This is a genomic window from Microcystis sp. M53602_WE12 (assembly GCF_030065455.1).
Taxonomy (GTDB): Bacteria; Cyanobacteriota; Cyanobacteriia; order Cyanobacteriales; family Microcystaceae; genus Microcystis; species Microcystis aeruginosa.
In genome coordinates this window covers 1-14,036 of the sequence record NZ_JASJFB010000054.1, presented here as the reverse complement: position 1 = coordinate 14,036, position 14,036 = coordinate 1, and the positions used below count along the sequence as shown (strand labels likewise).

The window sequence follows — 14,036 nt, the reverse complement described above, 5'->3', positions numbered from 1 at the left end:
GTATCGGCGGAACAAGTAGTACAGGCGATCCGAGAACAGAATATTCAGGTGGGTGCGGGGACAATTGGCGGTGATCCCAGTCCCGAAGAGCAGCAATTCCAGATCGCCATTCGCGCCGTTGGTAGGGTGGCCACCGGGGAGGAAGCGGAAAATATTGTCGTCAAAGTCGGGGAAAATGGCGATTTAATCCGAATTAAAGACGTAGGACGCGCAGAAATCGGAGCCGAAAGCTACAGTACCGCCGCCTATTTCGACAAATCCCCCGCCGTCGTCTATATCGTCTATCAGTTACCCGGTTCCAACGCTTGGAATACTGCCAAACTGGTAAAAGAAAAAATGGCGGAACTAGAACCAAGTTTCCCCCCGGGGTTAAATATCGCCATTACCCTCGATAATACGGCTTTTGTCGCCGCTTCCCTGGAAGAAGCCTTTAGCACTCTGGTGGAGGCGATTTTACTGGTTATTCTCGTCATTTTTATCTTCCTTCAGGATTGGCGCACCACGATCATTCCGGCGATCGCTATTCCCGTATCTTTGATCGGAACCATGGCCGTCGCCCTGGCTTTAGGCTATTCTCTCAATAACCTCTCCTTGTTTGCCGTCATTCTGGCCACCGGTTTAGTGGTGGACGACGGCATCGTGATCGTAGAAGCGGTATCGGAAAAATTACGGCAGGGAATGCGGCCATTTCAAGCTGCCCTCGATGCCATGGGCGAGTTAACCTCGGCGGTGATTGCTAGTTCTCTTGTACTGCTGGCAGTTTTTATTCCCGTCACCTTCTTCCCCGGTACGGTGGGGATCGTTTATCGACAATTTGCCGTCATCATCTCCGCTTCAATTATCATCTCCACCTTTAACGCCCTCAGTTTTTCCCCCACCATGTCGGCGATTATCATGAAAGCGCCCCAACGCACCCGCGGCCCCTTGGGACTGTTTTTCGAGGGCTTTAATCGGGGTTTCAACGCAGTTAAAGAAGGCTATCGACGCTCGATCGAATTTCTGATCCGCATCCGTTTTTTAGTGTTACCCTTCTTTATCGCCGCCCTCTTTCTCACAGCTTGGAGTTATAGCACCACTCCCCAGGGTTTTATCCCCGAAGAAGACCAAGGTTATGCCTTCGTTTTGGTGCAAGCACCCCCCGGGGTTTCCCTGCGCTACACCGACCAGGTTATCCGTCAGATTAACGAAGAAATTCTCGACGGTATCGAAGAAATCGAACACTTTGTCGGTATGGCGGGCTTTAGTTTTGCCGGAAGTGGTAGCAACCAAGGACTATTTTTTGTCAAGTTAAAAGAATGGTCGGAACGGCCCGGCGAAGATAAGTCGGTTTTCGGGGTTCTGCGGAAAATTAACCAACAATTAGCCACTAAAGTCCCAGATGCTCGCGCTTTCGCCGTTAATGCGCCCCCCGTGGATGGATTAAGTTCTACCGGCGGTTTCGAGTTATTTATCCAAAACCGCGCTTCTTTCCCCATGGACGCTTTGATTGCCAACGCTAATAACGTCATGGCCGAGGCCCGAACAAGACCGGAATTATCGGGAATTTTCACCCAATTTACCACCGACACGCCGATGCTGGAACTTTCCATCAATCGCAACCAGCTACAGGCGCAAAACGTCGATATGCAGGCCGTTTTCGGAACCCTGCAAACCTATCTCGGTTCCAACTTCGTCAACCAATTCGTCTTAGGCGATCGCTTGTATCGAGTCTTTGCCCAAGCAGAAGCGGATTATCGCTCTAATCCTGAAGATATTAACCGTCTTTACGTCCGTTCCCGTACCGGGGCCAATATTCCCCTATCGGGTTTGGTTAGCGTCAAACGCTTCACCTATCCACCGATTATCACTAACTTTAACCTCTATCCCTCGATTAACGTTCAGGGTAGTCCCGCCCCCGGTTTTAGTACGGGACAGGCGATCGCAGTGATGGAAGATGTTTGTCGGAAAGTCCTGCAGCCCGGTTTCGGTTACGCTTGGACGGGTACAGCTTTCCAAGAAAAAACTTCCGCCGGGGCTGCCCCAGTTATCTTCGGATTAGCCTTTATCGTGGTTTTCCTCGTCCTTGCGGCCCAGTACGAAAGCTACATTGACCCGATTATCATCATGATTACCGTTCCCCTAGCGATCCTAGGGGCCATGGGGGCCTTACTGTTGCGGGCGAATTTCCTACAAGTGGGTAGTCTGTTCCCGGCGGTGAATAATAATATCTATGCTCAGGTGGCTTTGGTCATGTTGATCGGTTTAGCGGCTAAAAATGCGATTTTAATCGTGGAATTCGCTAACCAGTCCCGTACTTTGGGTTTAAGTATTCCCGATGCGGCAGCCCGGGCCTCGACGGAACGCTTAAGACCGATTCTGATGACGGCTATTTCCGGTTTAGTCGGTTTCTTGCCCTTGGTTATCGCTTCCGGCGCCGGAGCGATGAGTCGTTGGTCTCTGGGAACTGCAATCCTAGGCGGTTATCTGATTTCCACGGTGTTGAGTTTATTTCTCGTCCCGGTGTTGTATGTGCTGATCAAACAGTTCGAGGCCCAATTCCTCTCCTCGAAACCCCCGAAAAGTGGCGGTTCTGGCGGCAAAAAAACCCCTTCTCTCGATGGGGAAAGGAATACATCAGAAACCCCGATAGAAGAAGGGGCCATTTCCTCTTTGAAAATCTCTCCTCAGTCCCCGACTGACTAGGGTGTTAGGAGTCAGTAGCCGGTCGTCAGTAGTCAGTAGTCAGTAGTCAGTAGTCAGTAGTCAGGAGATTATGGTTCTTCGGTTTGTGTTATGCAATGGACGGGAGTTATAAGGGATGAAACCCTTATATAGAAAGACATTGCTTCGATTTTTGCCAATTGTTTTCAATCTAGAACGAGCTAATCAATTAAGTCTCTTGCCAGATAAGGATTTAGCCTATTTATGCCCCCTGATCGAACCATACCAAGTAACGAAGAACCTTAAGTTTCTTCTCTTTTTGTTAAGAAAGATCCGACTAATGGATAGCCTACTTAGGATGAAAATAATTATAAATTTCCTTAGCTAATTGTTCGCCAATTCCTGTCACCTGTTGCAATTGTTCTAGGGAAGCTTCGCGAATATAATCCAGAGAATGAAAATGAGCTAATAAATCTTTTTGTCGCTTAAAACCTAACCCGGGTATCTCATCAAGACGGGAACGGCGACTTTTTTGCATCCTTTGTTGTCGGTGAAAGCTAACAGCAAAGCGATGCGCTTCATCCCTGACTCGACGCAATAATTGCACTCCGGGTTGTTCCTTATCTGTCTCTAAAGGAGAGGATTCCCCCGGTAAAAAAATCTCCTCTCTCTGTTTAGCTAAACTAACAACTTTTACCTGTTCTAATAAATTCATCTCCCCTAAAACTGTCACCACTGCTGATAATTGTCCTTTTCCCCCATCAATCATGACCAAATCGGGAAAATCATCACTTTCGGCAATATTATCGGTATTTTCGGCATAACGACGGAAACGCCGGCGAATTACTTCTGCTAAACTGGCAAAATCATCGGAATGGCCGATTTTAACTTCGGGATTTTTGATTTTATAGTGACGATAATGTTGATTAGCGGCCACCCCATCGATAAACACCACTCCCGACGCGACTGCATTAGAACCCTGAATATGAGAAATATCATAACCCTCGATGCGGTGGGGTAGTGCCGGTAAATCGAGAATTACCGCTAAATCCTGCAAAGACTGTAAATCTCGGTCGGCGCTTCTTTTCGTCTTTTCTAACTCATAAAGAGCGTTTTTCTCGACCATAGCTAATAAATCCGCTTTACTTTGCCGTTGGGGGACAGTTAACTCGACTTTGCGACCTTTTTTTTCCCTTAACCACCCCGCTAACACCTCACCTTCCGGTAATTCGCAGGGTAGCAGGATTTCGCTGGGAATTTCCACCCCTTCCACCGATAAATAATGTTCTTCCAGGACTTTTTGCAGGATTTCTCCCTCGTTTGCTGACTGACTATCGGCAAAAAATCCCAAACGTGCCACCAAACGACCAGAACGCACTTGGAATAATTGTATGCAACAATGCTGCTCGTCTTTAGCTAAAGCGATCGCGTCCCGGGATACGGTATCATCGGGTAAAGAGACTTTTTGATCGGTATTAAGAGCCTGTAATCCGCGAATTTGATCCCTAATCGTGGCCGCTTGTTCAAAATCTAGGTTTTCCGACGCTGCGAGCATCTTTGTCGCTAATTTGTCTAATAATTCTCCCGTCCTTCCCTGAAAAATCATCGCCACTTTCTGCAAGGTTTCCCGATAATCTTGGGGACTGATTAATTTTTGACAAACCCCTGGACAACGACCGATATCATAATTTAAACAGGGACGGTCTTTAAAAAGAGGTTGGGGACGTTGACGCAGGGGAAAAGTGCGTTTAATTAGGTGTAAAGTGTGGCGCAGCAGCCTTGTATCGACGTAGGGACCATAATAACGGTCTTTTTGGTTATTTATGCTACGTTTGCGGGTAATAAAAATGCGCGGGTAGGTTTCCGACCAAGTAATACAAATGTATGGATATTTTTTATCGTCCTTGAGGAGAGTATTAAAATGGGGCTGATGTTGTTTAATTAGATTAGCTTCCAGGGCCAAAGATTCTGCTTCCGTGTCGGTGACGATAAATTCAATTTCCGTCACCTGTCGCACCATCAAAGCAATGCGGGGACTGAGGGGTTGACTGGGACGAAAATAGGAACGGACTCTAGACCGGAGTTTTTTGGATTTACCGATGTAGAGAATTTCGCCATTTTGGTCGCGCAGGAAGTAAACCCCCGGTTCGAGGGGAATTTCCCGAAGACGATTTTCTAGGCGATCGAGGTCTTGGATTAGGGTAGAGTTAAGATTATTCCCGAACATCTTTTTATATTAGGGTTTGCGGCAAAAAGTTTGTCTTGGGTGTGGGGTGTGGGGTGTAGGGTGTGGGGTGTAGGGTTTTACCGATTTTCAGGGAAAAAGTCCAGGAATTTTCCCCCCCATTACTCCAATGGCCGGTACTTTTGGATTTCAAAAAGGTCTAAAAGTCTTATCGAACAATGTTTTTAGATTTATTCAGCAAACCCTATATTAGACAAAAAAATTACGCCAGTGGGTATTAGCTGACGTTTGGCAAGATATTTAGGGCAAATCTTCACAAAAATTAATAGGCTTCTGATTCGATTTGCTTAATCGGGACGAAACATTCACCGGGGAGAAGAATCGGTTTATTGTTAAAAATTAATTGGCCCCGATGATTGTCGCGGTTAATAGCGACACCGAAAGGACGTTTACTAACTCTGCTATTGAGGGTACAGTAGATGCGATAAATGCGTCTGGCCGCCCGTAAGACAGTAGGATCTAACAAAATTGGAATTTCCATATCGACACGTTGTTGTTCTGTTTTCTCGGATAGGGCTACCATAGCACTCGTCTCCCCACGATTAAATTGACATATTTATTAAATCAATGGTATATGACGATTTCCGATTATGCCACTTTTGTTAGGATTCTAAAACTTTTAGGATGGCCTGGCCCATAGCTTGGCATCCCACTAAGGTCATACCTTCCGAGAAAATATCTCCGGTACGATAACCGAACTCTAAGACTTTTTCTACGGCTTTTTCCAGTGCTGCTGCCGCTAAAGGCTGATTTAGCCCATATCTTAACATCATAGCAGCACTGAGAATCTGGGCGATCGGATTGGCTTTATCTTGGCCGGCGATATCTGGGGCCGAACCGTGGACGGGTTCAAAAACTCCCACCCCAGCAGTCCCTAAACTAGCGGAGGGTAACATTCCGATACTACCGGTTAACATGGCCGCTTCATCGGAGAGAATATCACCGAATAAATTGCCCGTGACGATAGTATCAAATTGTTTGGGGGCCCGGACTAACTGCATGGCTGCGTTATCGACGTAGAGATGGGAAAGTTCCACATCGGGATAATTAGCGGCCATTTTCGTCATCCGGTCGCGCCAGAGTTGGGAAACATCAAGAACATTAGCTTTATCGACGGAACAGAGTTTATTGCCGCGTTTTTGGGCAATTTCAAAGGCTACCTTAGCGATGCGGTCCACCTCCGATTCCAAGTAAACCATGGTATTTACACCGCATTTTTCTCCCGTTTCCGTCTCAAAAATCCCCTTCGGTTGACCGAAGTAAACACCCCCGGTCAATTCCCGGACGACCATGATATCCACTCCCTCGATAATCTCCCGTTTGAGACTAGAAGCGTCGATTAATTGCGGAAAAATGGTGGCAGGACGTAAATTAGCAAAAAGACCTAAACCGGATCTTAAGCCTAATAATCCCGTTTCTGGCCTTTGCTGCCGAGGCAAATTATCCCATTTATAACCCCCAATAGCGGCCAAGAGAACAGCATCACTATTTTTACAGGCGCTCAGGGTTGCTTCGGGGAGGGGACTGCCGGTTTCATCAATGGCTGCCCCTCCAATTAAAGCGGTTTGGAAGTCAAACTGGAGGTCAAATTTTTTAGCGATGACTTTCAGTATCTCTACGGTGACAGCGAGGATTTCCGGCCCGATGCCATCGCCGGGTAGTAGGGTAATGCGATACTGTTGCGTCATAGTTCTAGAACGGTAAAATAGGTCAGACTCTTGATTATAACATAGTTAGGGTTGGCTGAATAAATCTAAAAACCTTGTTGGATAAGGCTTTTAGACTTTTTTCCCATCAAAAAGTGCCAGCGATTGGAGTGATTGGGGGGAAAATTCAGGCACTTTTTCCCTGAAAATTAGGTAATTGAACCTCTGAAAATCGGTAAAATCCTACACCCTACACCCAGGAAAAACTTTTTGCCGCAAACCCTAATTAAAGGGGTAGTTAATCCCCATTAACTACACTAATTCTACATGGGAATCATCCCCGATCATAAAGCGTAAAGCCTTGGGACGTTGGGGGGCAATTTCTAATTTTGCCCGTCGTCCGATCACACTATCAACTATGCGCTGATGAATGCCAATAATCGTGGCATCTTTGAGAATTACACTGTGTTCTATGTCGGCATCGATTAATTTTACTCCATTAGCCACACTGCTATAGGGACCGATAAAACAATTCTCGATGTGACAATTTTCTCCAATAATGACAGGGCCGCGAATGGTACTATTAATAATTTTACTACCCTGACCAATTTGTACCCTTCCGATCGCCTGACTATTAGCATCAATTTCTCCCCGCAAAGCGATTTCTAGACTGGTATCAAGGATAATCCGATTTGCTTCTAATAAGTCATCTTTTTTACCCGTATCTAACCACCAACCCAGTAGTTTATTGGCTTCTACTGCTTTATTTTGATTGATTAATTCTTGGATAGCGTCGGTAATTTCTAACTCACCCCTTGCCGAAGGTTGAATAGATGCGATCGCTTGATGAATGGTGGGGGCAAAAAAATAAATCCCCACCAAAGCTAAATTTGAGGGGGGGTCTTTGGGTTTTTCGACTAAGTATAAAACTTTGCCGGTTTCATCTACTTTTGCCACCCCAAAAGCACTGGGATTAGACACTTTTCGCAGGAGAATTAAAGCATCAAGGGACTGTTTTTGGAAAGAGTCTAAAAAGGGCGATAAATCATCCTCAATTAGGTTATCACCCAAGTACATAATAAAGGGGGAATCTGCTAGGAAAGATTGGGCAGTTTTGACCGCGTGAGCTAATCCGGCTGGTTGATCTTGGCGAATATAAGTTATCTTAGCCCCAAACTGTTCACCACTGCCCGTGGTCTGACGAATTTCTTCCCCGGTTTCGGGACTGATAATAATGCCAATATCGGTAATTCCTGCGGCGACAATTGACTCGATTCCATACCATAAAATCGGTTTATTGGCAACGGGAACTAACTGTTTTGCCCCAGTATAGGTTAGGGGACGTAACCTCGTACCTTTACCACCGGATAAAATTAGTGCTTTCATAGTTTTAAAGATTAAATAGTTGGGTGAGCATAGCTTTGAGGGAATCCCGCCAATAGGGAGGAATATAACCCAATTGTTGCGAGATTTTTTGACCGGAAAGAACCGAGTAGGCTGGACGCACTGCTGGGGTAGGATATTCAGCAGTAGTAATGGGAATTACTCTCTGAATTTTTAAGGGAATACCGCTTATTTTTGCCTCCTCAAAAATCGCTTTAGTTAAATCAAACCAACTGGCGACACCGCTATTAGTAAAATTATAGATTCCTGCGGGATTATCGACATTAATTAAAAGCTGAGTAATGGCCGTGGCGATATCTTTGGACCAAGTGGGACTTCCCACCTGATCGACAACTACTTTTAACTCCTCTCTTTCCTTGCCTAATCTCAGCATGGTTTTGACAAAATTACTTTTGCCATAACTGCCGTAAACCCAAGCAGTACGCAGGATAATTGCCTGAGAATTAACAGTTTTAATCTCCTCTTCTCCCCTTAACTTTGATTGTCCATAAACCCCTAAAGGATTAGTTAGATCGGTTTCTAGATAGGGGGTATTTTTTCGACCATCAAACACATAATCGGTGGAAATATGGAGAAATTTAGCTTGAATTTTCTCGGCAGATTCCGCCATGATTTTCGGGGCTGTAGCATTGATAGCATAGGCTAATTCTGGCTCGGTTTCGGCTTTATCCACTGCCGTATAAGCGGCGGCATTAACCAGATAATCGGGGTGAATTTCCCTAATTAACTGGCCGATTTTTTCCGAGTTAGTTAAATCTAGTTCTTCTCGACCGATACTAATAACTTCGCCCAAGAATGGTAAAGTTACTTGTAACTCTTGTCCCACTTGACCTTTAGCACCAATTAGTAAAACTTTTTTCATTGTCTTTAGGGGAAAACTTCCACGGATTTAAAGGGTTGTCCAGCTTGGTCTTTAGGGGAGAGAATCGGGGGAATCTCTAGGGGCCAATCAATCCCTAAATCGGCATCATTCCATAAAATGGTTTTTTCGTATTGGGGATAATAATAATTAGTGGTTTTGTAGAGAAATTCGGCTCGTTCAGAGAGAACTAGAAAGCCATGGGCAAAACCTTCGGGAACCCAGAAAATACGTTTATTTTCCGCACTTAAAACACAGCTTACCCATTGCCCAAAAGTGGGGGAACTTTGACGCGCATCCACGGCCACATCAAAAACACTACCGTTCACCACTCGCACCAATTTACCCTGGGGATTGGGGATTTGATAGTGCAATCCTCGCAGGACATTTTTTAAGGACATAGAGTGATTATCCTGAACAAAAGTGGTATTGACTCCAGTTTTTTCTCGAAAATCTTTCTGATTAAAACTCTCCAAGAAAAAACCTCGATCGTCTCCGTAAACTTGCGGTTCAATGATTAAAACATCAGGAATTTCCGTGGGAATAACTTTCATAAAATCGGAGACAAGATAACTTTTGCGGGTAGTCTAGCACAAAAGGGCATTTTTTTCTAAAGTTTTTTATTAATCTTTCCCCGGTAACTGAATAATGATAAGATGAGCCTAACTTAGTCAGAGCATAAACGACGTGGTACAAGTCTCTACACACACCGCTACTCAATCTATCCCCATGGAGGGAGAAGCCTTAAAAAACTGGTTACAGACTAGGGCTAATCAGATTATCGCCGGAGATCGACTCAGTAAGCAAGAGGCCCTAGCTTTAACTGCGATCGAAGGTCAGGAAAATATTTTCAGCTTATGTGAAGCTGCCGATCGCATTCGTCAGGCCTGTTGTGGTAATACGGTAGATTTATGTAGCATTATCAACATAAAATCGGGAAGTTGTTCGGAAAATTGCAGTTTTTGTTCCCAATCCGCCCACCATCCCGGTCAAGATTCGCCTATCTACGGTTTAAAAAGTCGCGAGGAAATCGTCAGCCATGCGAAAGCGGCAGCCGACGCGGGGGCCAAACGCTTCTGTTTAGTTAGTCAAGGCCGGGGATTAAAGTACAATAGCCCTAAATCGCAGGAATTCGAGGAAATACTGGCCACAGTTCAAGAAATCATCGAAACGGCCAAGATTAAACCCTGTTGCGCCCTCGGAGAGTTAACCCTTGCCCAAGCCCAGGCCTTAAAAGAAGCTGGAGTTACCCGTTATAATCACAATCTGGAAGCTTCCGAGAATTTTTATCCTAACGTCGTCTCCACCCACAGTTGGCAGGATCGGGTAGAAACGGTAAAAAACCTGAAAGCGGCGGGAATTCAAGCTTGTACGGGGGGAATTATCGGTATGGGGGAAAGTTGGACTGATCGCATTGATTTAGCTTTTTCCCTGGCGGAATTAGCAGTGGAATCCGTGCCGATTAACCTATTAAACCCCAGAAGTGGCACCCCTTTAGGTCATTTACCCAAACTGGATCCCTTGACTGCCCTAAAAGCGATCGCTATTTTCCGGTTTATCTTACCTCAACAAATCCTCCGTTATGCCGGGGGACGAGAGGCGGTGATGGGAGAATTGCAAAATCTGGGGCTAAAATCGGGAATTAATGCTATGCTGATTGGGCATTATTTGACCACTCTAGGACAACCCCCCCAACAGGATCAGGCGATGTTGGCTGATCTTAGTTTAATAGGAGGAGAAGCCCCCATCCCCGGTGAATACCAACCCCAACAGGCAACCTAAATCACGTCGAGGACGAGGCTCTCCGCCCCGGCGCACTTCCGCATCGGTTCCCAATGAGTTAATCTGGGCCTTGATTGGTTTGTTGCTGACAATCTTTAGTACATTTGTTCCAGTAAGCCTAGCTAGTTGGTCGGCTGCGGGTCTATCTTCGCAAAAACTAGGCATAACTTACCAAATTGGGGCAGTATTGTTAACGGGCTGTCTGGGGGGCAAAAATGCCGGGCTTCTTGCCCAGGTGGCCTATATTTTTCTCGGTTTAACTTGGTTGCCTGTGTTTGCCCAGGGTGGGGGAATGGGTTATCTGAAAGAACCCAGTTTTGGCTATATTTTGGGCTTTATGCCGGGGGCATGGCTGTGTGGTTGGTTGGCTTTTCGCTGGCGCGCCAAGATAGAAACCCTTGCTTTAAGTGCCTTTGCCGGTTTGTTAGTTATTCATCTGTGCGGTTTATTATATATGCTGGGATTGTCGATTTTTCAGCCCCAAGCCAGTCAAATCACCTTTCCCGATAGTTTGCCCACCCTATTTATGAATTATTCAGTCTGGCCATTTTTAGGGCAGTTAGTAGTAATTTGTGTGGTGGTAATTATTGCCTTTTTCTTCCGTAAATTATTATTTTATTGATGCCACAGCCAATGTTAAAAAAGAATCGCTGGTTTTGGATAGTGGCGGTGCTTGGTCTAATTTTAGACCAATTAACTAAGTATATAACCGTGCAGAGTTTTGAGCAAATTGGTGATACTTTCCCGATTATTCCGGGGGTTTTTCATTTTACCTATGTGATTAATACCGGGGCGGCTTTTAGTGTTTTTCGGGGCGGTGTTGGTTGGCTAAAATGGCTATCCTTATTAGTTAGTTTGGGATTAATGGCTTTTGCTTACTTTGGACCGCATTTAAATCGTTGGGAACAATTAGCCTACGGTTTTATTTTAGCAGGGGCTTTCGGCAATGGCATCGATCGCTTTTTGTTTGGTTATGTGGTGGATTTTCTCGATTTTAGATTGATTAATTTTCCTGTTTTTAATCTGGCTGATGTCTTTATTAATATCGGGATTATTTGCCTATTAATTTCTACCTTTCCCCACAAGTCAAGGGTCCCGTAGGGGCGAAGCATTCGAGCGATAACCTATCGCTGAAACCGTAGATTTCCTATCCGAATGCTTCGCCCTTACTTGTTCTGTTCAAATGCAAGTGGAGTGACTCTTAAATTATTACAGATATATCAGCAGCCGTCTGTAAGCATACCACCGAAAAACTAATGCGCTCCGGGGTTTGGGGGCGGCGCCACGCCCCCAACGGGTAGGGTTGATTCATGAATCAACCCTACTATGAATCAACCCTACTATGAATCAACCCTACCCCTGCCCCCTGCCTCCTGCCCCCTGCCTCTGTTATACTCGATCGGGTGAGCAATGCCCACCCAAAAAACTATGCTTCTGTTTGAGAAATAGAGCGATTAAATTTACTAACTAACTCAGGATTTTCTGACCAAGCATCGATAACACTCATATTACCATTGAGAAAATTCTGTTTAATAGCGCGGCGTTGAATTTTGCCACTGGCAGTTTTGAGAATTGTTCCCGATTTAGCCAGAACAATCGCATGGGTCATAATTTCGTGTTCTTCGGCGATTTCTTGACGGATATCGGCGATTAATTTAGCCGTATCTAATTCGCCGCTGCGACGTTCTAATTCCTGGACAATAACTAACTGTTCTTCCCCATTATCTTCAATGGAAAAAGCCGCACCATAATCGGGACGAAAAACCTCATTAAGATGCTGTACTGACCATTCTAAATCCTGGGGATAATGATTACTGCCACGGACAATAATTAAATCCTTAATCCGTCCCGTGATATACAATTCCCCATCGAGAAGAAAACCTAAATCTCCGGTGCGTAAAAACGGTCCTTCTCCCGTATCAGCAAGATAAGCTTGAAAAGTCTCTTTAGTTGCGTCTTCCCGTTGCCAATATCCAGCGGCCATACTGGGGTCACTGGCCCAAATTTCGCCCACTTCATCGGCTGCACAAAGGGTGAAAGTATCGGGATTAACCATAGCTATACGGGTATCACAGACGCGACGACCACAACTGGGGACGTATCTAACTCCCGTGGTTCGATCGGAGCCTACAGGGACAATTTTACCGCGTTCGTAGGCGGTTGCATCCAAAGCGGTGATAATTGGGGTGGTTCCCTTGGGTTTATTGGAAATCAAGAGGGTATATTCAGCTAATCCGTAGGCAGGGGCGAAAGTTTGCCAAGAAAAGCCGTAATCTGCAAAAGTATCGACAAATTTGGCCATGACCTTCGGATTAATCGGTTCGGCGGCATTTCCTGCGGCCTGCCAACTGCTCAGGTCTAATTCCGCTAAATCGGCAGCTTTAATCCTACGAGTACAAAGATCATAGGCGAAGTTGGGGGCCTGACTATGAGTAACTTTGTACTTAGTAATATTTTTTAACCACTGCATCGGACGCTTAATAAAAGCAAAGGGAGACATGAGATAGCAGGGTGTACCGTTGTAGAGGGGGACGGTGATACCTTCGACTAACCCGTAATCGTGGAAATAGGGCATCCAAGTGAGGGTAACGCTATCCGGTTCGTAACCACAAGCTTTTTGCAAGTAACCGCAATGGTGCATCAGGTTAAAATGACTTAACATCACTCCTTTGGGGATATTAGTCGAACCGGAGGTATATTGCAGATAAGCAAGCGCCGATTTATCCACCTGGGGATCTTGCCATTGGTCCGCGAGGGAAATATCAATACTTTCGGTAGTAATCCATTTCATTTGGTCGAATTCTGGAAATTCTTCCTTAACACCTTCAATAAGAGTCAGAATACTTTCGGTAACTAGGGCAAAGGTGGCATTAGCATCCTTGACAATTGCTCGTAAACGGGGCAGAGTGCGCTTAAGTCGTCCCGATTCCGGTGGGGGGACGGGAATGGCAATCACTCCCCCGTAGAGACAACCACAAAAAGCGGCCACTACTTCTAAACTTTGAGGATAGAGTAATAGGGCGCGTTCCCCTTGGGCCTGGTATTTTTGCAAATAGGCGGCGATTGCTCTTGCTTGGCGATCGAGTTCACTGTAGGTTAAAGGTGGGGTTTCTTTTTTACCATCGATAAGAAAAGTGTAGGCATGGCCCTCTGGTTGTGCCGTGGCGCGGTAACGTAAGAGTTCTACTAGGGTTGTGGGTTGAATTAGGGTTTCAGTCATCGTTGTTATCGGGCTTATTGGCGCTATTGTATAGAAGTTTTAACATATTTGCCCATGGCGCTAGGATAAAGTGCCGAAGGCGATCGGTCAAGGTGTAGGATTAAGTAGCTGGTTATAATTAAATTAAAAATGGATTTTAGGTTCGATCCCCCCTGCCCCCCTTGATAAGGTAGGGTTGATTCATGAATCAACCCTACCCTTGATAAGGGGGGTGTCTGATAATTTTTAACGCCTACCTAC

Annotated in this window: 13 protein-coding genes; 5 read left to right on the top strand and 8 right to left on the bottom strand. The window is 45.5% G+C overall.

Annotation, left to right across the window (positions count from 1 at the left end):
- A partial coding sequence (locus tag PX482_RS02465) for an efflux RND transporter permease subunit (protein ID WP_288122027.1) occupies positions 1–2,682 on the top strand: 2,682 nt, incomplete at its 5' end.
- A gap of 151 nt (positions 2,683–2,833) precedes the next feature.
- Complete coding sequence (locus PX482_RS02460; RefSeq protein ID WP_288023511.1) at positions 2,834–3,028, top strand: hypothetical protein; 195 nt, start codon at positions 2,834–2,836, stop codon at positions 3,026–3,028.
- Here the strand turns inward: PX482_RS02460 and uvrC are convergent.
- From uvrC to rfbC, 7 genes are all read right to left on the bottom strand, one after another.
- Positions 2,990–4,867 carry an excinuclease ABC subunit UvrC gene (uvrC, locus tag PX482_RS02455; RefSeq protein ID WP_002763483.1) on the bottom strand — a complete coding sequence of 626 codons (1,878 nt, stop codon included), beginning with the start codon at positions 4,865–4,867 and terminating at the stop codon, positions 2,990–2,992. The genes PX482_RS02460 and uvrC overlap by 39 nt on opposite strands.
- A gap of 4 nt (positions 4,868–4,871) precedes the next feature.
- On the bottom strand, positions 4,872–5,018 hold the full coding sequence (locus PX482_RS02450) for a hypothetical protein (protein WP_002763481.1): 147 nt from the start codon (positions 5,016–5,018) through the stop codon (positions 4,872–4,874).
- A 129-nt stretch (positions 5,019–5,147) separates the two neighbouring features.
- Complete coding sequence (locus PX482_RS02445) at positions 5,148–5,408, bottom strand: hypothetical protein (RefSeq protein WP_002734814.1); 261 nt, start codon at positions 5,406–5,408, stop codon at positions 5,148–5,150.
- A gap of 79 nt (positions 5,409–5,487) precedes the next feature.
- Positions 5,488–6,573 carry a 3-isopropylmalate dehydrogenase gene (gene leuB, locus PX482_RS02440; protein WP_002763479.1) on the bottom strand — a complete coding sequence of 362 codons (1,086 nt, stop codon included), beginning with the start codon at positions 6,571–6,573 and terminating at the stop codon, positions 5,488–5,490.
- 270 nt (positions 6,574–6,843) lie between these two features.
- A complete protein-coding gene (locus tag PX482_RS02435; RefSeq protein ID WP_288095661.1) occupies positions 6,844–7,917 on the bottom strand; it encodes a glucose-1-phosphate thymidylyltransferase in 1,074 nt (357 codons plus the stop codon).
- Positions 7,918–7,921: 4 nt separating this feature from the next.
- Positions 7,922–8,797, bottom strand: coding sequence for a dTDP-4-dehydrorhamnose reductase (rfbD, locus tag PX482_RS02430; RefSeq protein ID WP_288095659.1), 876 nt, complete (start codon positions 8,795–8,797; stop codon positions 7,922–7,924).
- Between the two features lie 5 nt (positions 8,798–8,802).
- Entirely contained in the window at positions 8,803–9,348 is a 546-nt protein-coding gene (rfbC, locus tag PX482_RS02425; RefSeq protein ID WP_002763473.1) for a dTDP-4-dehydrorhamnose 3,5-epimerase, read from the bottom strand.
- A gap of 133 nt (positions 9,349–9,481) precedes the next feature.
- On the opposite strand from rfbC, the gene bioB reads away from it, so the two are divergent.
- The 3 genes from bioB to lspA are packed head-to-tail and all read left to right on the top strand — an operon-like array spanning position 9,482 to position 11,677.
- Positions 9,482–10,576, top strand: coding sequence for a biotin synthase BioB (gene bioB, locus PX482_RS02420; protein ID WP_002763471.1), 1,095 nt, complete (start codon positions 9,482–9,484; stop codon positions 10,574–10,576).
- Positions 10,548–11,198 (top strand): biotin transporter BioY, encoded by a 651-nt coding sequence (locus tag PX482_RS02415; protein WP_190359530.1) that lies wholly within the window; start codon positions 10,548–10,550, stop codon positions 11,196–11,198. Before bioB ends, PX482_RS02415 begins: the two co-directional genes overlap by 29 nt.
- 11 nt (positions 11,199–11,209) lie before the next feature.
- Positions 11,210–11,677: a signal peptidase II gene (gene lspA, locus PX482_RS02410; RefSeq protein WP_002763467.1), complete on the top strand. Its 468-nt coding sequence runs from the start codon at positions 11,210–11,212 to the stop codon at positions 11,675–11,677.
- Positions 11,678–12,002: 325 nt separating this feature from the next.
- On the opposite strand, the gene PX482_RS02405 is transcribed toward lspA, so the two are convergent.
- On the bottom strand, positions 12,003–13,796 hold the full coding sequence (locus PX482_RS02405) for a fatty acyl-AMP ligase (RefSeq protein ID WP_002763465.1): 1,794 nt from the start codon (positions 13,794–13,796) through the stop codon (positions 12,003–12,005).
- Positions 13,797–14,036 lie beyond the last annotated feature (240 nt).

What these genes read in the sequence shown, in the direction of transcription:
- uvrC (WP_002763483.1), bottom strand. Translation starts at nt 4,867, where the DNA reads ATGTTCGGGAATAATCTTAACTCTACCCTAATCCAAGACCTCGATCGC.
- PX482_RS02445 (WP_002734814.1), bottom strand. Translation starts at nt 5,408, where the DNA reads ATGGTAGCCCTATCCGAGAAAACAGAACAACAACGTGTCGATATGGAA.
- leuB (WP_002763479.1), bottom strand. Translation starts at nt 6,573, where the DNA reads ATGACGCAACAGTATCGCATTACCCTACTACCCGGCGATGGCATCGGG.
- PX482_RS02435 (WP_288095661.1), bottom strand. Translation starts at nt 7,917, where the DNA reads ATGAAAGCACTAATTTTATCCGGTGGTAAAGGTACGAGGTTACGTCCC.
- rfbD (WP_288095659.1), bottom strand. Translation starts at nt 8,797, where the DNA reads ATGAAAAAAGTTTTACTAATTGGTGCTAAAGGTCAAGTGGGACAAGAG.
- rfbC (WP_002763473.1), bottom strand. Translation starts at nt 9,348, where the DNA reads ATGAAAGTTATTCCCACGGAAATTCCTGATGTTTTAATCATTGAACCG.
- lspA (WP_002763467.1), top strand. Translation starts at nt 11,210, where the DNA reads ATGTTAAAAAAGAATCGCTGGTTTTGGATAGTGGCGGTGCTTGGTCTA.
- PX482_RS02405 (WP_002763465.1), bottom strand. Translation starts at nt 13,796, where the DNA reads ATGACTGAAACCCTAATTCAACCCACAACCCTAGTAGAACTCTTACGT.